The sequence below is a fragment of the Streptomyces sp. NBC_00104 genome, from assembly GCF_045160825.1.
GTDB lineage: Bacteria > Actinomycetota > Actinomycetes > Streptomycetales > Streptomycetaceae > Streptomyces.
The window spans coordinates 2,463,028-2,478,991 of sequence record NZ_CP108215.1 but is presented as its reverse complement, the minus strand read 5'-3'; the positions used below and the strand labels follow the sequence as shown (position 1 = coordinate 2,478,991).

General features: G+C 70.1%; 17 protein-coding genes. 10 read left to right on the top strand and 7 right to left on the bottom strand.

Translation table 11 applies throughout. The features are described 5' to 3' along the window. Positions 1 to 92 precede the first annotated feature (92 nt). The gene (locus OG272_RS10730) at positions 93 to 1,622 is read right to left on the bottom strand and encodes a S8 family serine peptidase (RefSeq protein ID WP_326583767.1); all 1,530 of its coding nucleotides are present in this window, start codon (positions 1,620 to 1,622) and stop codon (positions 93 to 95) included. Between the two features lie 387 nt (positions 1,623 to 2,009). Between OG272_RS10730 and OG272_RS10725 the strand changes: the two genes are divergently transcribed. The 3 genes from OG272_RS10725 to moaA all read left to right on the top strand — a co-directional run bounded on the left by OG272_RS10725 (position 2,010) and on the right by moaA (position 5,200). Continuing rightward, positions 2,010 to 2,366 carry a DUF485 domain-containing protein gene (locus OG272_RS10725; protein ID WP_326583768.1) on the top strand — a complete coding sequence of 119 codons (357 nt, stop codon included), beginning with the start codon at positions 2,010 to 2,012 and terminating at the stop codon, positions 2,364 to 2,366. Then, positions 2,363 to 3,988: a cation acetate symporter gene (locus OG272_RS10720; protein WP_326583769.1), complete on the top strand. Its 1,626-nt coding sequence runs from the start codon at positions 2,363 to 2,365 to the stop codon at positions 3,986 to 3,988. The genes OG272_RS10725 and OG272_RS10720 overlap by 4 nt, the downstream gene beginning before the upstream one ends. A gap of 222 nt (positions 3,989 to 4,210) precedes the next feature. After that, entirely contained in the window at positions 4,211 to 5,200 is a 990-nt protein-coding gene (moaA, locus tag OG272_RS10715; RefSeq protein ID WP_326574324.1) for a GTP 3',8-cyclase MoaA, read from the top strand. Between the two features lie 5 nt (positions 5,201 to 5,205). Here the strand turns inward: moaA and OG272_RS10710 are convergent, their stop codons facing one another. Together OG272_RS10710 and OG272_RS10705 are read right to left on the bottom strand one after the other, a co-directional pair. Continuing rightward, a complete protein-coding gene (locus tag OG272_RS10710; protein ID WP_327730366.1) occupies positions 5,206 to 5,445 on the bottom strand; it encodes a hypothetical protein in 240 nt (79 codons plus the stop codon). A gap of 222 nt (positions 5,446 to 5,667) precedes the next feature. Then, positions 5,668 to 6,090: a DUF3099 domain-containing protein gene (locus tag OG272_RS10705; RefSeq protein ID WP_326583771.1), complete on the bottom strand. Its 423-nt coding sequence runs from the start codon at positions 6,088 to 6,090 to the stop codon at positions 5,668 to 5,670. 245 nt (positions 6,091 to 6,335) lie between these two features. Here OG272_RS10705 and OG272_RS10700 point away from each other — a divergent pair, with 245 nt between their 5' ends. Then, the gene (locus tag OG272_RS10700; protein ID WP_326585883.1) at positions 6,336 to 6,614 is read left to right on the top strand and encodes a GlsB/YeaQ/YmgE family stress response membrane protein; all 279 of its coding nucleotides are present in this window, start codon (positions 6,336 to 6,338) and stop codon (positions 6,612 to 6,614) included. A gap of 80 nt (positions 6,615 to 6,694) precedes the next feature. Here OG272_RS10700 and tyrS read toward each other — a convergent pair whose 3' ends face one another. The 3 genes from tyrS to OG272_RS10685 all read right to left on the bottom strand — a co-directional run bounded on the left by tyrS (position 6,695) and on the right by OG272_RS10685 (position 10,978). Next, positions 6,695 to 7,963 (bottom strand): tyrosine--tRNA ligase, encoded by a 1,269-nt coding sequence (gene tyrS, locus OG272_RS10695; RefSeq protein WP_327730367.1) that lies wholly within the window; start codon positions 7,961 to 7,963, stop codon positions 6,695 to 6,697. 79 nt (positions 7,964 to 8,042) lie between these two features. Next, positions 8,043 to 9,458 (bottom strand): metallopeptidase TldD-related protein, encoded by a 1,416-nt coding sequence (locus OG272_RS10690; protein ID WP_326583773.1) that lies wholly within the window; start codon positions 9,456 to 9,458, stop codon positions 8,043 to 8,045. Continuing rightward, positions 9,455 to 10,978 (bottom strand): TldD/PmbA family protein, encoded by a 1,524-nt coding sequence (locus tag OG272_RS10685; protein WP_327730368.1) that lies wholly within the window; start codon positions 10,976 to 10,978, stop codon positions 9,455 to 9,457. The genes OG272_RS10690 and OG272_RS10685 overlap by 4 nt, the downstream gene beginning before the upstream one ends. Positions 10,979 to 11,229: 251 nt before the next feature. Here OG272_RS10685 and fabG point away from each other — a divergent pair, with 251 nt between their 5' ends. The 3 genes from fabG (at position 11,230) to OG272_RS10670 (ending at position 13,233) form a co-directional block, all read left to right on the top strand. Further along, positions 11,230 to 11,934, top strand: coding sequence for a 3-oxoacyl-[acyl-carrier-protein] reductase (gene fabG, locus OG272_RS10680; protein ID WP_327730369.1), 705 nt, complete (start codon positions 11,230 to 11,232; stop codon positions 11,932 to 11,934). Positions 11,935 to 11,939: 5 nt separating this feature from the next. Next, positions 11,940 to 12,707, top strand: a complete 768-nt coding sequence (gene fabI, locus OG272_RS10675; RefSeq protein WP_326583776.1) for an enoyl-ACP reductase FabI — start codon at positions 11,940 to 11,942, stop codon at positions 12,705 to 12,707. A 181-nt stretch (positions 12,708 to 12,888) separates the two neighbouring features. Further along, on the top strand, positions 12,889 to 13,233 hold the full coding sequence (locus OG272_RS10670; protein ID WP_327730370.1) for a hypothetical protein: 345 nt from the start codon (positions 12,889 to 12,891) through the stop codon (positions 13,231 to 13,233). On the opposite strand, the gene OG272_RS10665 is transcribed toward OG272_RS10670, so the two are convergent. Beyond that, the gene (locus OG272_RS10665; protein WP_328222687.1) at positions 13,208 to 13,903 is read right to left on the bottom strand and encodes a FadR/GntR family transcriptional regulator; all 696 of its coding nucleotides are present in this window, start codon (positions 13,901 to 13,903) and stop codon (positions 13,208 to 13,210) included. The genes OG272_RS10670 and OG272_RS10665 overlap by 26 nt on opposite strands. A gap of 82 nt (positions 13,904 to 13,985) precedes the next feature. Between OG272_RS10665 and OG272_RS10660 the strand changes: the two genes are divergently transcribed. The 3 genes from OG272_RS10660 to OG272_RS10650 all read left to right on the top strand — a co-directional run bounded on the left by OG272_RS10660 (position 13,986) and on the right by OG272_RS10650 (position 15,883). Further along, entirely contained in the window at positions 13,986 to 15,299 is a 1,314-nt protein-coding gene (locus tag OG272_RS10660; protein ID WP_405893139.1) for a CynX/NimT family MFS transporter, read from the top strand. A 49-nt stretch (positions 15,300 to 15,348) separates the two neighbouring features. Continuing rightward, positions 15,349 to 15,465, top strand: coding sequence for an SGM_5486 family transporter-associated protein (locus tag OG272_RS10655; RefSeq protein WP_005477623.1), 117 nt, complete (start codon positions 15,349 to 15,351; stop codon positions 15,463 to 15,465). A gap of 202 nt (positions 15,466 to 15,667) precedes the next feature. Further along, positions 15,668 to 15,883 (top strand): hypothetical protein, encoded by a 216-nt coding sequence (locus OG272_RS10650; protein WP_327730373.1) that lies wholly within the window; start codon positions 15,668 to 15,670, stop codon positions 15,881 to 15,883. The last annotated feature ends 81 nt before the right edge of the window (positions 15,884 to 15,964 follow it).

The following is a 15,964-nucleotide window of genomic DNA, read 5'->3' as shown; positions in this document are numbered from 1 at the left end:
GGTACGAAGCGGTGCGAGCTGTGCGGAGACCGGTCCCGGCTGTGCGGAGACCGGTCCCGCGAGGTCGTGGTGCTCCCCGGGCGACGGGGTTACTACTTGACGGCCTTCAGGGCGTTGACGATGCCGAACCCGTAGAAACCGTTCACGCGCGGGCTGCCCTCGCAAACCGCGTCCTGGGTGCCGTCGCCGTTCTGGTCGTACGACGTCGGGCAGGCCTGCTCGTCCGCCTGGGCCTTCAGCAGCCACTGCAGCTGCTGCGGGCTCGCCCACGGGTGCGTGGACTTCAGCAGCGCGGCGACACCGGCGGCGTGCGGCGACGCCATCGACGTGCCCTGCAGGAAGCCGTACGCGCCGTTCGGCATGGTGGACAGGATGCGGCCGTTCTTCGACGGCGTGTCCGGGAGCTGGTAGCGGGCGTCACCGCCCGGCGCCGCGATGTCGACGACACCGTTGCCGTACGTGGAGTAGTACGACTTCTCGTTCTTCACGCCCGTCGCGCTCACCGTGACGATGCCCGGCAGCTGCGTCGGAACGTCGAAGCACTCGCTCGGGTCGATGGTGCGCTCGACCGGCGTGGTGTCGTTGGGGCTGGACGCGTCCAGGATCGCGTCGGAGGCGAGGTCGTGGTTGGAGTTGCCCGCCGAGGCCAGGTGCAGGGTGCCCTTCTTCGTGGCGTACTTCTGGGCCCGGTTGACGGCGTCGACGATGGCCTTCTGGTCCGGGTCGTCCACGCAGTTGTAGAGCCACGGGTCCACGTAGTAGCTGTTGTTCGTGATCTCCACGCCGCGGTCGGCGGCGAAGACGAACGCGCAGACGACGCTCTCCGCGTAGAACAGGCCGCTGCTGCGGTCGGTCACATTGATGCTGGAGACCTTCACACCCGGAGCGACACCGGCGACACCGACGCCGTTGCGGGCCGCGGCTATCTCACCGGCCACGTGGGTGCCGTGGTAGTCCTGCGGGGTGTACGGCCGCCAGGAACCCTCACTGGTGTCCGCGACACCGCCGTCGCAGTTGGCGGACTGGGAGGCGGAGAAGTTCGGCGCGAGGTCCGGATGGGTGTCGTCGACACCCGTGTCGATCACGGCGACCGTGACCTTGCTGCTGCCGTCGTTGATCTTCGCCGCCTTGTCGGCGCCGATCGACCGCAGGTCCCACTGGTCCGCCTCGAGGGGCTCGGCGTCGGGAATGTCGGCCGAAGCGGCCTTCACCTTCGCGGCCTCCGCGTCCGTCAGGTAGTCGACGGCACCCAGGTCCGTCGTACCGGCGGGCGTCAGCGGCGAGGTCCGGGTGGCACCGGCGGACTGCACACCGCGCACGGCGCGGATCGTCGCGCCGAACGCCGGGTCGGTCGAGTGGACCACGATCACGCCGATCCTGTCGTACGTGATCACGACCTTGCCGCCGGCCTCGGCTATCGCCTTCTGCACGGAGGCGATCGTGTGCCTGTCCGTCTTCGTGTTCACGACGTACGAGAGGTTCGGGCCCTCCGCGGTCGCGGCGGTGGACTCCACGAGCGGGGCCGCCGAGGCGACACCCGGCAGGAAACCGAGCGAGGCGGTCAGCGACAGGACGACCGGCACCGCGAGGGCGAGCCGTCGTCTGGAGCGCAGATGAGCCATGGATTCTCCACATCATCCTCAAAGAAACCGGCCCGAGACACACGGGTGCCCGGGCAGGTACATGACGTTGGTGGTGCAGCCCGAAGCTATCCCTGGTCGTCACCGGCCAGCAATGACTTCATGGGCGGGAGGCCGAAGTAGAGGGGTAACCCTCGAAGTCACCGCACTTCCAGGCCGCTTCGGCATCGGTTCTCGAAAGAAACACGCACGGTTGAACCGGTCCTCACGCGCCGCCGTGACGTTGTGCAGGGAGCCCGAGCACGATCGTGCACCCGTCACCGAAGGAACAGAGCCGACCCCATGTCCGTACCCAACCCGTCCCCCGATCCGACGGCGAAAAAGTCACCATCCACCGTCGCGACCGCGGCGGAGACGCGAGGAGACTCCGTGGCAACCGACGCACCGCCCCCCGCGAAGGCAGAGCATCATCTCCCTTCCCCCGAGGAGTTCGCCGCGGTCCATGAGAGCGCCGAGTTCGCTGAACTGCGCCGCTCCTACCGCTCGTTCGCCTTCCCGCTGACCGTGGGCTTCATCGCCTGGTACCTGCTGTACGTCCTGCTCTCCAACTACGCGGGCGACTTCATGGGCACCAAGCTCTTCGGCAACATCAACATCGCCTTCGTCCTCGGCGTCGCCCAGTTCGTCACCACGTTCCTCATCGCCTGGTGGTACTCGCGGCATGCCGCCGCGAAGCTCGACCCCAAGGCCGAGGCGATCAAGTCCCGGATGGAGGGCGGCGCATGAGCCCCGCACAGCAGACTTTCCTCGCGGCCAACGAGGCCAGCCAGCACCGGCCGCTCATCATCACCCTGTTCGGGCTGTTCGTCCTGGCGACGCTCGCCATCACCATCTGGGCCGGCCGCCAGACCAAGGACGCCGCCGACTTCTACGCGGGCGGACGGCAGTTCAGCGCCTTCCAGAACGGCCTCGCGGTCTCCGGCGACTACATGTCCGCCGCGTCGTTCCTCGGCATCGCGGGCGCGATCGCCCTCTTCGGCTACGACGGCTTCCTCTACTCCATCGGCTTCCTGGTCGCCTGGCTGGTCGCCCTCCTCCTGGTCGCCGAGCCCCTGCGGAACTCCGGCCGCTACACGATGGGCGACGTCCTCGCCTACCGCATGCGCCAGCGCCCCGTCCGCACCGCCGCCGGTACCTCCACGATCGTCGTGTCGATCTTCTACCTGCTGGCCCAGATGGCGGGCGCGGGCGTCCTCGTCTCGCTGCTCCTCGGCATCACGTCCGACGCCGGCAAGATCCTCATCGTCGCCCTCGTCGGCATCCTGATGATCGTCTACGTCTCCATCGGCGGCATGAAGGGCACCACCTGGGTCCAGATGGTGAAGGCCGTGCTCCTCATCGGCGGCACGATCCTCATTACGTTCCTGGTGCTGCTGAAGTTCAACTTCAACATCTCCGATCTGCTGGGCACCGCCGCCGAGAACAGCGGCAAGGGCGCCGCCTTCCTGGAGCCCGGCCTCCAGTACGGCGCCACCGGCACCTCCAAGCTGGACTTCATCTCCCTCGGCATCGCCCTGGTCCTCGGCACCGCCGGTCTGCCGCACATCCTGATCCGCTTCTACACGGTGCCCAACGCCAAGGCCGCCCGGAAGTCCGTGAACTGGGCGATCGGCATCATCGGCGGCTTCTACCTGATGACCATCGCCCTCGGCTTCGGCGCCGCAGCGCTGATCTCCCAGGACGAGATCATCGCCTCCAACCCGTCGGGCAACACGGCGGCCCCGCTGCTCGCCCTGCACCTGGGCGGCGTCGACTCGGCCTGGGGCGCGATCCTGCTTGCCACCATCTCGGCGGTGGCCTTCGCGACGATCCTCGCCGTGGTCGCGGGCCTCACCCTCGCCTCGTCGTCCTCCTTCGCGCACGACATCTACGCCAACGTCATCCGCAAGGGGAAGGCATCCGGCGCCGAGGAGGTCCGCGCGGCCCGCTGGGCGACCGTCTTCATCGGCGTCGTCTCCATCGGCCTCGGCGCCCTCGCCCGCGACCTGAACGTGGCCGGCCTGGTCGCCCTCGCCTTCGCGGTCGCGGCCTCCGCCAACCTGCCGACGATCCTCTACAGCCTCTTCTGGAAGAAGTTCACCACCCAGGGCGCGCTGTGGTCGATCTACGGCGGTCTGATCGTCGCCGTCGGCCTGGTGCTGTTCTCGCCCGTCGTCTCCGGCGACCCGAAGGCGATGTTCCCGGACGTCGACTTCCACTGGTTCCCGCTGAAGAACCCGGGCATCATCTCCATCCCGTTCGGCTTCCTCATGGGCTGGCTGGGCACCGTCCTGTCCAAGGAGGAGCCCGACACCGCCAAGTACGCCGAGCTGGAGGTACGTTCCCTCACGGGCACCGGCGCCCACTGATCCGGCCGACTGCGCCCGGGGCCGTCGTAGGTCACCTACGACGGCCCCGCGTCGTGCCGGGTCGTAGGGATCTACGGCGACTTCGCGCCAGGTCTTGTGGAATCGGGCCTGTGATGTTGTCGGAGGGGTCACGTAGGCTCGCAGGTGTCCGGAGAAGGAATCATCAGCGATCCACGAGCGGAACCACGTTCGTCGATCGGTCCGACGAGGGAGGGGGCCCACGTGCTCATCGACACCTACGGCCGAGTGGCCACCGACCTGAGGGTCTCGCTGACCGACCGGTGCAATCTGCGCTGTACGTACTGCATGCCCGAGGAAGGCCTGCAGTGGCTGGCCAAGCCCGACCTGCTCGACGACGACGAGATCGTCCGTCTCATCGACATCGCCGTCCGCGTCCTGGGCGTCACGGAGGTCCGCTTCACCGGCGGTGAGCCGCTGCTGCGCCCCGGCCTGGTCGGCATAGTGGAGCGCGTGGCGGCTCTCGCCCCCCGCCCCCAGATGTCCCTGACCACCAACGGCATCGGCCTCAAGCGCACGGCGACGGCCCTGAAGGCGGCGGGCCTGGACCGGGTGAACGTGTCCCTGGACACCATCCGCCCGGACGTCTTCAAGACCCTCACCCGCCGGGACCGGCACAAGGACGTCCTCGAAGGCCTGGCCGCCGCCCGCGACGCCGGCCTGACTCCCGTCAAGGTCAACTCGGTCCTGATGCCGGGCCTGAACGAGAACGAGGCCCCGGACCTCCTCGCCTGGGCCGTGGAGCACGACTACGAGCTGCGCTTCATCGAGCAGATGCCCCTGGACGCCCAGCACGGCTGGAAGCGCGACGGCATGGTCACGGCGGGCGACATCCTGACGTCACTGCGCACCCGTTTCGACCTGACCCCCGAGGGCCAGGACGAGCGCGGCTCGGCCCCGGCGGAACGCTGGCTGGTGGACGGCGGCCCGCACCGCGTCGGCGTCATCGCCTCCGTCACCCGCCCCTTCTGCTCGGCCTGCGACCGCACCCGCCTCACCGCCGACGGCCAGGTCCGCACCTGCCTCTTCGCCCGCGAGGAGACCGACCTGCGCGCCGCCCTGCGCTCCGGCGCCCCCGACGAGGAGATCGCCCGCATCTGGCGCCTGGCGATGTGGGGCAAGAAGGCGGGAGCGGGCCTGGACGACCCGTCCTTCGTCCAGCCCGACAGGCCCATGTCGGCAATCGGGGGCTGAGCACCCTACGACGCCCGACCCTCCCACTCCGCCAGCTTCACGACATCCTTCAGAAACCCCCGCACACCCAGGAACTGGGACAGGTGCTCCCGATGCTCGTCGCACGCGAGCCACGTCTTGCGGCGCTCAGGCGTGTGCAGCTTCGGGTTGTTCCAGGCGAGCACCCAGACCGCGTCGGCACGACAGCCCTTGGCCGAACAGATGGGGGAGGAGGGGTCGGAGCCGGGGACGTTGAGGATGTTCACACGTCGACCCTAGCCTCAGAAAACCAGTCCCGGAAAAGGCGACGCCGAGCAGCCACGGGGGGAGCTGCCCGGCGTCGGTCTGTCGCTCCGACGGGGGATGCGGAGCGCGTACGAAGTATGTCACGGGTGGGCCTCTGCCCGGCACAGGAACTACATGATTGATCTGAGCATTTCTTGAGCTTGGCGGGTGGTCCGATTCCGCTTCGACCGGATTCCCGGTGCTCAGGCCCGCTCGCGCGGTTCACTCCGCCGACCGTCCGCGGGATCGGCCGCGGCGTCTTCCGGGACGGATTCCGCGAAGCGTGCCTCGGCTCCGAATTCGGCCGAGGAGGAGGCGTCCGTCTCCCGGGGCGGAGTGATCATCGGACGCGTCGGGGCGTGGACGAACGTGGACGGCAGCGAGGGCGCGTTCTCACGGCCCGCGTTGGCGATCACCACGGCGATGTAGGGCAGTATCCCGCCGAGCACCAGTGCGACGACCGCGACGTGCCGTTCCACGTTCCAGAGAACCGCGGCGGCGATCACCGCGAGGGTGCGGACGGACATCGAGATGATGTAGCGACGCTGCCGGCCGCGAACGTCGTCGGCGAGGCCCTGCCGGGCTCCTGTGATCCGGAAGACCTCGGCGTTGCTCTGCTTCCGCATCACGTTCCACCACCCGCCTGTATCGGACGCTCCCCGGCCCGTGCCCCGCCCCCGCCCGCTAGCGAACGCGGTACGGACAAGCCCAACGTTACGCCGCGTCCGCGCCGCCTACGAGACCGGGTCACCTTCCACAGGGAGGGGAGGAAATGCGCCGTAGCGCGTACGGCAGTGCCCGACATGCGTCGTACCGCAGGCAGGCCGACACTGGGCGTAATGCTCACGTCGAGCCGTACGAGGAGGCAGCCATGGGCTGGTTGTGGGCGATCATCGTGGGATTCGTACTCGGCCTGCTGGCCAAGGCGATCATTCCGGGCAAGCAGCACAGCCCGCTCTGGCTGACGACGATCTTCGGCATGCTGGGCGCCGTCGTCGGCAACGCGATCGCGCGCGGCTTCGGCGTCGAAGAGACCTCCGGCATCGACTGGAGCCGCCACATCTTCCAGCTGATCGCCGCGATCGCCATCGTGGCCCTGGGCGACATGGCGTACATGGCGACCCTGGGCAAGAGAAAACAGCGGACCTGAGCCCCGAATGGGGCGCGGGGAACCGCGCGAGCGACCACGAACGATCCGCAGCCGCCGGCATCCCCACGCCCCTACGGCGTCTAGGCCCCGGTCACCTCGACGGCGGCCAGGTTCCTCTTCCCTCGCCGCAACACCAGCCACCGCCCATGGAGGAGCTCTTCCCCTGAGGGAACCGCGTCCTCCGCGGTGACCTTCACGTTGTTCACGTAGGCCCCGCCCTCCTTCACGGTCCGACGCCCCGCGGACTTGCTCGGCACCAGCCCGACCTCCGCGAGGAGGTCCACGACCGGCGCCAGCTCGGCGACCTTCGCGTGCGGCAGCTCGGACAGCGCCGCGGCCAGCGTCTTCTCGTCCAGCTCCGCCAGCTCGCCCTGACCGAAGAGCGCCCTGGACGCGGCGATCACGGCGGCGGTCTGGTCGGCCCCGTGTACGAGGGTCGTCAGTTCCTCGGCCAGCGCGCGCTGCGCCGCCCGCGCCTGCGGCCGCTCCTCCGTCTGCTGCTCCAACTCCTCAAGCTCCGCACGGGACTTGAAGGAGAGGATGCGCATGTACCGGGTGATGTCCCGGTCGTCCACGTTCAGCCAGAACTGGTAGAACGCGTACGGCGTCGTCATCTCCGGGTCGAGCCAGACGGCGCCGCCCTCGGTCTTGCCGAACTTCGTGCCGTCCGCCTTGGTCATCAGCGGGGTGGCCAGCGCGTGCGCCTCCACGCCGGGCTCCAGCCGGTGGATCAGGTCCAGGCCGGCCGTGAGGTTGCCCCACTGGTCGCTGCCGCCCTGCTGGAGGGTGCAGCCGTACCTCCGGTAGAGCTGGAGGAAGTCCATGCCCTGGAGGATCTGGTAGCTGAACTCGGTGTAGCTGATGCCCTGGTCGGACTCCAGCCGGCGGGCGACGGAGTCCTTCGTCAGCATCTTGTTGACGCGGAAGTGCTTGCCGATGTCCCGCAGGAACTCGATGGCGGACAGGCCCTCGGTCCAGTCGAGGTTGTTGACCATGACGGCCGCGTTCTCGCCCTCGAAGGACAGGAACGGCTCGATCTGGGCGCGCAGCTTGCCCACCCAGCCGACCACCGTCTCCGGGTCGTTCAGCGTGCGCTCCGCCGTCGGGCGCGGGTCGCCGATCAGGCCGGTCGCGCCGCCGACCAGCGCCAGCGGCCGGTGCCCGGCCTGCTGGAGCCGGCGCATGGTGAGCACCTGCACCAGGTGCCCGACGTGCAGGGACGGCGCGGTCGGGTCGTAACCGCAATAGAACGTGACGGGACCGTCCGCGAGCGCCTTGCGCAAAGCGTCCTCGTCGGTGGACAGGGCGAACAGCCCCCGCCACTTCAGCTCGTCGACGATGTCCGTCACGGTTCTCGTGTCTCCTCGATGGTCTTCGCAGGTGTTCGCCCGGCAGTCGGGTGACAGCCGACCACGAACGCCTACGAGGTTATACGCCCTGGCTGACAGAACTCATATTGAAATCCGGCACCCGCAGCGCGGGCATCGCGGCCCGGGTGAAGTAGTCGCTCCACTCGCGCGGCAGCGTCTTCTCCGTGCGCCCGGCCTCCGTGGCCCGGCCGAGGAGGTCCACCGGCGACTCGTTGAACCGGAAGTTGTTGACCTCGCCCGTGACCTCGCCGTTCTCCACGAGGTAGACGCCGTCCCGGGTCAGCCCGGTCAGCAGCAGCGTCGCGGGGTCGACCTCGCGGATGTACCACAGGCAGGTCAGCAGCAGCCCGTGCCGCGTGTTCGCGACCATCTCCTCCAGGGAGCGGTCCTCGCCGCCGTCCAGGATCAGGTTGCCGATGGTCGGTACCACCGGCAGCCCGGTCAGGCCCGCGCTGTGCCGGGTGGTCGGCAGATTCGCGATCTCGCCCTCGCGGATCCACTCGGTCGCCTTCAGCGGCAGCCCGTTGTCGAACACCGAACTGTCGCCGCCGGAGGAGTGGGCCAGCACGAAGGGCGCGGACTCCAGGCCCGGCTCGTTCGGGTCGCTGCGCAGGCTCAGCGGCAGCTCCGTCAGCCGCTCGCCGATCCGCGTGCCGCCGGGCTTGCTGAACACCGTCCGGCCCTCGGCCGCGTCCCGCGCCGACGCCGACCACATCTGGTAGATCAGCAGGTCCGCCACCGCCGTGGGCGGCAGCAGCGTCTCGTACCGCCCGGCGGGCAGCGGCACCCGCCGCTCGGCCCAGCCCAGCCGCACGGCCAGCTCCGCGTCCAGAACGCCCGGATCGACGTCCTTGAAGTCCCGGGTGGAGCGCCCCGCCCAGGCCGAGCGCTTACGGTCCGGGGACTTGGCGTTCACCTCCAGCGTGCCGTTCGGCTGGTCGTGCCGCAGCCGCAGCCCGGTGGACGTACCGAGATAGCTCGACACCAGCTCGTGGTTGGCGAAGCCGTACAACTCGCGGCCGCCCGCACGCGCGCGTGCGAACGACTCGCCGAGGGCCGGCGCGAAGTCGGCGAACACCGCGGAGGAGGTCTCGGCGGGAGCCTCCGTGAAGTCGGGGGAGTGCTTTACGCCCGTGACCAGCGGCTGGGCGTCCTCGGCGGGTCCGGCGCCGCGCGCCGCCGCCTCGGCGGCCCGCACCAGCGGCTCCAGTTCCTCGGCGGTGACGGCGGACCGCGACACGACCCCGGAGGCGGTGCCCTCCTTGCCGTCGACGGTGGCGACGACGGTCACCGACCGGCCCCGGGTGACGCCGTTCGTGGTCAGCGCGTTGCCCGCCCAGCGCAGGTTCGCCGTCGAGTACTCGTCGGCGATCACCACACAGCCGTCGGCCCGGGAGAGTTCGAGGGCCCGCTCGACGATCTCGTGCGGCTTGTGCGCCTTGCTGTTCCGCGCGCTGTTGTTCCGCCCGCTCATCGACCGGCCTCCTGCGTGGTGTTCAGAATGTTGACGCCCTTGAAGAGGGCCGACGGGCAGCCGTGCGACACCGCGGCGACCTGGCCCGGCTGGGCCTTCCCGCAGTTGAAGGCGCCGCCCAGGACGTATGTCTGCGGCCCGCCCACGGCCGCCATGGAGCCCCAGAAGTCGGTCGTCGTCGCCTGGTACGCGACGTCCCGCAGCTGCCCGGTGATCCGCCCGTTCTCGATCTTGAAGAACCGCTGCCCGGTGAACTGGAAGTTGTACCGCTGCATGTCGATGGACCACGACCGGTCCCCGACCACATAGACCCCCCGGTCGACCCCGCCGATCAGATCCTCGGTCGACATCCCGGCAGGGTCCGGCTTCAGCGACACGTTGGCCATGCGCTGCACGGGCACATGCCCGGGGGAGTCGGCGTACGCGCAGCCGTTGGAACGCCCGAGCTCGGTCAGCCGGGCGATGCGCCGGTCGAGCTGGTATCCGACGAGGGTCCCGTCCTTGACGAGATCCCAGCTCTGGCACTCCACCCCCTCGTCGTCGTACCCGATGGTCGCCAGGCCGTGCTCGGCGGTGCGGTCGCCGCTGACGTTCATCAGCTCGGAGCCGTACCTCAGCTTGCCGAGCTTGTCGAAGGTGGCGAAGGAGGTACCGGCGTAGGCGGCCTCGTAGCCGAGCGCGCGGTCCAGCTCGGTGGCGTGGCCGATGGACTCGTGGATGGTCAGCCACAGGTTGGACGGGTCGACGACCAGGTCGTAGACGCCCGCCTCGACGCTCGGCGCCCGCATCTTCTCGGCGAGCAGTTCCGGGATCCGCGCCAGCTCGTCGTCCCAGTCCCAGCCGGTGCCCGTCAGGTACTCCCAGCCGCGCCCGACCGGCGGCGCCAGCGTCCGCATCGAGTCGAACTCACCGCTGGACTCGTCGACCGACACGGCGGTCAGCGACGGATGCAGCCGTACGCGCTGCTGGGTGGTCACGGTCCCGGCGGTGTCCGCGTAGAACTTGTTCTCGTGCACCGTCAGCAGCGAGGCGTCCACATGGTTGACCCCGTCGGCCGCCAGCAGCCGCGTGCTCCAGTCCGTCAGCAGCGCGGACTTCTCCTCGTCGGGGACGGTGAACGGATCGATCTCGTACGAGGAGATCCAGGTCTTCTCGGCGTGTACGGGCTCGTCCGCCAGCTCCACCCGCTCGTCGGACCCGGCGGCCTTGATGACCTGCGCGGACAGCTTGGCCATCGCCACCGCCTGCGAGGCGACCTTCGCGGCGGCGTCCATCGTCAGGTCCACCCCGGACGCGAACCCCCAGGTCCCGCCGTGCACCACCCGCACCGCGTACCCGAGGTCCGTCGTGTCCGACGACCCGGCCGGCTTCGCGTCCCGCAGTCGCCAGGACGCACTGCGCACCCGCTCGAACCGGAAGTCCGCGTGGTCGGCGCCGAGGGCACGGGCGCGGGCGAGCGCGGCGTCGGCCAGAGCCCTTAGCGGTAGTGCCGTGAAGGCTTCGTCGATCGAATGAGGCACCGAGGTCTCCCTGTTGCCGAGCGGTTGTCGTGGTCTGTCGGGTCCGATCATGTCGCGCCCGCGGGCGGCCGGACCACATCTTTCCGGCTGTGGTCGGCCGGCTTTCTGTAGGGATCCGACAGCGACACCCCCGAGCCACTGTCACTGCCCCAATGCCCACCCGGCGGACCGGACCGATAGGTTTTCGAGGAAGGCACCTGCCGTCCAGGCATTCAGGCAGGCGTTCAGACCGCTAAGGAAAGGGTGATCCGTTGAGCCGCTCGGTTCTCGTCACCGGAGGCAACCGGGGCATCGGCCTCGCCATCGCCCGCGTGTTCGCCGACGCCGGCGACAAGGTCGCCATCACGTACCGCTCGGGGGAGCCGCCGGCCGGCTTCCTGGCCGTCAAGTGCGACATCACCGACCCCGAGCAGGTGGAGCAGGCCTACAAGGAGATCGAGGCCGAGCACGGCCCGGTCGAGATCCTGATCGCCAACGCCGGCGTCACCAAGGACCAGCTCCTGATGCGCATGACCGAGGAGGACTTCACCTCGGTCATCGACACCAACCTCACCGGCACCTTCCGCGTCGTCAAGCGCGCCAACCGCGGCATGCTGCGCGCCAAGAAGGGCCGCGTCGTCCTCATTTCCTCGGTCGTGGGCCTCTACGGCTCGCCCGGCCAGGCCAACTACGCGGCCTCCAAGGCCGCCCTGGTCGGCTTCGCGCGTTCCCTCGCCCGTGAGCTGGGCTCGCGCAACATCACCTTCAACGTCGTCGCCCCCGGCTTCGTCGACACCGACATGACCAAGGTGCTCACCGACGAGCAGCGCGCGGGCATCGTGAAGCAGGTGCCGCTGGGCCGGTACGCGCAGCCCGAGGAGATCGCCGCGACGGTGCGGTTCCTCGCCTCGGACGACGCCTCGTACATCACTGGAGCCGTCATCCCCGTAGACGGCGGACTGGGAATGGGTCACTGATCACCATGAGCGGAATCCTCGAGGGCAAGCGCGTCCTGATCACCGGTGTGCTGATGGAGTCCTCCATCGCCTTCCACACCGCCAAGCTGGCCCAGGAGCAGGGCGCCGAGATCATCCTCACGGCCTTCCCCCGGCCCACGCTGACCGAGCGCATCGCCAGGAAGCTCCCCAAGCCCACCAAGGTCATCGAGCTCGACGTCACCAACGACGAGCACCTCGGGCGCCTGGCCGACATCGTCGGCGAGGAGCTCGGCGGCCTGGACGGTGTCGTCCACTCCATCGGCTTCGCCCCGCAGGACGCCCTCGGCGGCAACTTCCTCAACACGCCGTTCGAGTCCGTCGCCACCGCGATGCACGTCTCGGCGTACTCGCTGAAGTCGCTGACCATGGCCTGCCTGCCGCTGATGCAGAACGGCGGCTCGGTCGTCGGCCTCACCTTCGACGCGAAGTTCGCCTGGCCGCAGTACGACTGGATGGGTCCGGCCAAGGCCGCCCTGGAGGCCACCAGCCGTTACGTCGCCCGCGACCTGGGCAAGCAGAACATCCGCTGCAACCTCGTCTCCGCCGGCCCCCTCGCTTCCATGGCCGCCAAGTCCATCCCGGGCTTCGGCGAGCTGGCCGCCGTGTGGGACGACCGCTCTCCCCTGGAGTGGGACCTCAAGGACCCGGAGCCGGCCGGCAAGGGCGTCGTCGCCCTGCTGAGCGACTGGTTCCCGAAGACCACCGGCGAGATCATCCACGTGGACGGCGGGCTGCACGCGATCGGGGCGTGAGCGCCGACACCGAGGTCCGACGGCCGTTTCGAGGGCGCGCATCCATCCGGGTGTGCGCCCTCGCCGTACTCCTCTCCGCCGCGACGATCACTCGTTCGGCTCATTGGACGGGCCGCCCGGGCCGGGTGCCGCGCACGCTGGACGTGTACCGCTCAGCCACTCGGCCGAGGAGGTCCCCCTTGTGCGCATCTCCCGCAGCATCGCCCCAGCTGTCGTCGCCCTGGCTCTCGTACTCACCCTCCCGTCCGAGTCGGCACCGCACGCGCGCGTCGTGGCCGACGAACCCGATCCCTTCGGGGCGGCCTGCCGCAGCACCGTCACCGGCTCCCAGGTGATCGCGCACTGCTACAACCCGTACGTGGCCGTCGACCGCGTCCGGCTGCACATCGAGTGCGCGCGCTGGTGGGACATCGACAGTGACAGCGCCGCGGTCGAGACGGGTCCGGCGCGGACCGTACGGCTCACCGGGCGCTGCTGGAAGGAAGTCCGCTCGGTGTGGTTCAGCCACCAGCGGGGGGTGGGCTGACCCGCCCGGGACGGCAGTGGAACGGATAGCCGGCCGCCTCCGCCGCGGCGGTCTCCGCGTCGCCCGCGCGGAGGGCGTCCACGAGCCGGGCGTGGTCCATGTACGTCTCCGGGGTCAGCTCCTCGCCCACGTCCCCGCGCAGCCAGTCCCGCAGCACCTCGCCCAGGTCCGCGTAGACGGTCGTCACGACGTCGTTGTGGGACGCGGCCACGACCGCCATGTGGAAGGTCGCGTCGGCGGTCACGAAGGCCTCCGCGTCGCCCGACGCCCATGCCTCCTCGCGACGCGCCAGGAGGGTGTCCAGCTGCCTCAGGTCCCTGTCGGTGCGCCGCTCGGCGGCGAGCTTCGCGGCGCTCGACTCCAGGGCGGAGCGAAGTTCGGCGATATGGGTCGGGTCGGCGTCCGCGAAGCGGCGGTGCATCACGCCGGCGAGTTCGCTGGTCGCCACGACGTAGGTGCCGGAACCCTGCCGGATGTCCAGCAGACCGTTGTGCGCGAGCGCGCGGACGGCCTCACGGACCGTGTTCCGGGCGACGCCCAGCTGCTCGACCAGCTCGGGCTCGGTGGGGATCCGCGACCCGACCGGCCACTCGCCCGAGGTGATCTGGTTCCGCAGCGCGGCGATGACCTGCTCGGACAGCGCCGATCGGCGGGGATGGCTCAGCGGCATGGCACACCTTCGCATGGACGGGGCGACCGGGAAGAGCCGGGCCCTGGACAACCAATCATCCTATGATTCTATGATGAGTGTCATGGTGAGCGAGGAAACCCTGACGTCGACAGCCGCACCCGATCGAGTCGCACCCGCACCCGCCCAGGCCCAGGCCGAACGCGAGGTCGAAGCCCGGGCGCGAGGCACGCGCGCGTGGACGACGCGACTGGTGATCGTGGGCATCGTCCTGACGGCCCTCAACCTCCGCCCCGCCATCACCAGCCTCGGAGCCCTCCTCGAAGAGGTGCGCGCCGGGCTCGGCATGAGCGGCAGCGTCGCCGGCCTCCTCACCTCCGTACCGCCACTCTGCTTCGCCCTCTTCGGGGTCATGGCGCCCCGGCTCGCCCGCCGCTTCGGCCCGGCCGCCGTCGTCTGCGCGGGCATGGTCGCCATCACCGGCGGCCTGTCGATCCGGCCGTACGTCGGCGGCACGGCCGGCTTCCTGGCCGCGAGCGCCCTCGCCCTGATGGGTATCGCCGTCAGCAACGTCCTGATGCCGGTCATCGTCAAGCGCTGGTTCCCCGACCGGGTCGGCTCCATGACGGGCCTCTACTCCATGGCCCTCGCCCTCGGCACCTCCTCCGCGGCGGCCGTCACCGTGCCCCTGACCGAGGCGCTGGGCGGGAGTTGGCGGCCCGGGCTGGCCCTGTGGGCGGTCCTCGCGGCGGCGGCCGTGCTGCCGTGGCTGCCGCTCGCAGGGGACCGGGGCGCGCGCACCGCGGAGCGGGCCGGGGCACCGTCGGCCCCCGTACGAGGCGAAGGGCCCGCCCTGCGGATCACCCGGAGCCGTACCGCCTGGGCCCTCGCCGTGTTCTTCGGGCTCCAGGCGACCGCCGCCTACATCACGATGGGGTGGATGGCGCAGATCTTCCGGGACGCGGGGGTCCCGGCCGGCACGGCCGGGCTGCTGCTGGCCGTCACGATGGTGATGGGCGTACCGCTGGCCTTCGTGATCCCCCGGCTCGCCACCCGGCTGCCCCACCAGGGGCCGATCGCGGCCTTCCTCGGTGTCTGCGGCCTCCTCGGCTACGGGGGCCTCTACCTCGCCCCGGCGGAGGGCGCCTGGGCATGGGCGCTGCTGATCGGCATCGCCAACTGCTCCTTCCCGCTCGCGCTCACCATGGTCGGCATGCGGGCCAGGACCGGCGCGGGCGTGGTCAAGCTGTCCGCCTTCGCGCAGAGCGCGGGCTACCTGATCTCGATCCCCGGCCCGCTCGTCGTCGGCGTCCTCTACCAGCACAGCGGCGGCTGGGGCCTGCCCCTCGCCCTCATGGCCGCCCTGCTGCTCCCGCAGATCGCCGCGGGTGTCCTGGCCGGCCGCGACCGGGTGGTGGAGGACGAGGCGGCCCGCTGAGCCGCACCCCGGCGGCTCCCCGGCGGGTCAGGGGTGCGAGACTGGCCGCATGCCAGTGCTCGACCCGAACCCCCAGAACGGCCAGAAGAAGATGCTCCTGGTCTTCGGCTCGTTCCTCGCCATCTTCGTCGTCATCGGGATCATCGCGGCCATCGCGTCACCGTGACCCTCGCCCCCTCGCGGGGTGGCCCCTCGCGGGGTGGGGATAACCCCCCCGTCCCCTAGGGGACGAGTCTCAGGGTGAAGTGGGTGGATCACCGGATGGGTCGGGCCGCCCGCGTTCCGTAACGTCGAGATCGTGGCCGCAGGGGACCCGCGAGGGCCCACGGAGGACCGGGCCACGAGGACTCGCAGACCACGGAGGCGGCATGTCGGCCCGTACGCACACCCGGCCCCACCCGGCGACCACCAGCCGCGTCGACACCCGGCTGCCCTGGTGGGCGGTGGCCCTGCCGGCCCTCGGCTTCGTCACCCTCCTGCTGCTGATCCTGAACCCCGCGCAGGCCCAGGCGGCGAGCGGTGACCCCACGGTCGCCCACCTCCTGGAGCGCATACACCAGGCACTGCTGAACCACACACCGTGACGAGCGGCCAGCCCGCCGGAAGCACATGTACCGGTGCCGGGTATCCGCACTTCAACTCCCTGCGCCCCATGGCCTGTTTCG

Coding starts and splice junctions, on each gene's coding strand:
- OG272_RS10730 (WP_326583767.1), bottom strand. CDS start 1,622: ATGGCTCATCTGCGCTCCAGACGACGGCTCGCCCTCGCGGTGCCGGTC.
- OG272_RS10720 (WP_326583769.1), top strand. CDS start 2,363: ATGAGCCCCGCACAGCAGACTTTCCTCGCGGCCAACGAGGCCAGCCAG.
- OG272_RS10705 (WP_326583771.1), bottom strand. CDS start 6,090: ATGCGGAAGCAGAGCAACGCCGAGGTCTTCCGGATCACAGGAGCCCGG.
- OG272_RS10700 (WP_326585883.1), top strand. CDS start 6,336: ATGGGCTGGTTGTGGGCGATCATCGTGGGATTCGTACTCGGCCTGCTG.
- OG272_RS10690 (WP_326583773.1), bottom strand. CDS start 9,458: ATGAGCGGGCGGAACAACAGCGCGCGGAACAGCAAGGCGCACAAGCCG.
- fabI (WP_326583776.1), top strand. CDS start 11,940: ATGAGCGGAATCCTCGAGGGCAAGCGCGTCCTGATCACCGGTGTGCTG.
- OG272_RS10665 (WP_328222687.1), bottom strand. CDS start 13,903: ATGCCGCTGAGCCATCCCCGCCGATCGGCGCTGTCCGAGCAGGTCATC.
- OG272_RS10660 (WP_405893139.1), top strand. CDS start 13,986: ATGGTGAGCGAGGAAACCCTGACGTCGACAGCCGCACCCGATCGAGTC.
- OG272_RS10655 (WP_005477623.1), top strand. CDS start 15,349: ATGCCAGTGCTCGACCCGAACCCCCAGAACGGCCAGAAGAAGATGCTC.
- OG272_RS10650 (WP_327730373.1), top strand. CDS start 15,668: ATGTCGGCCCGTACGCACACCCGGCCCCACCCGGCGACCACCAGCCGC.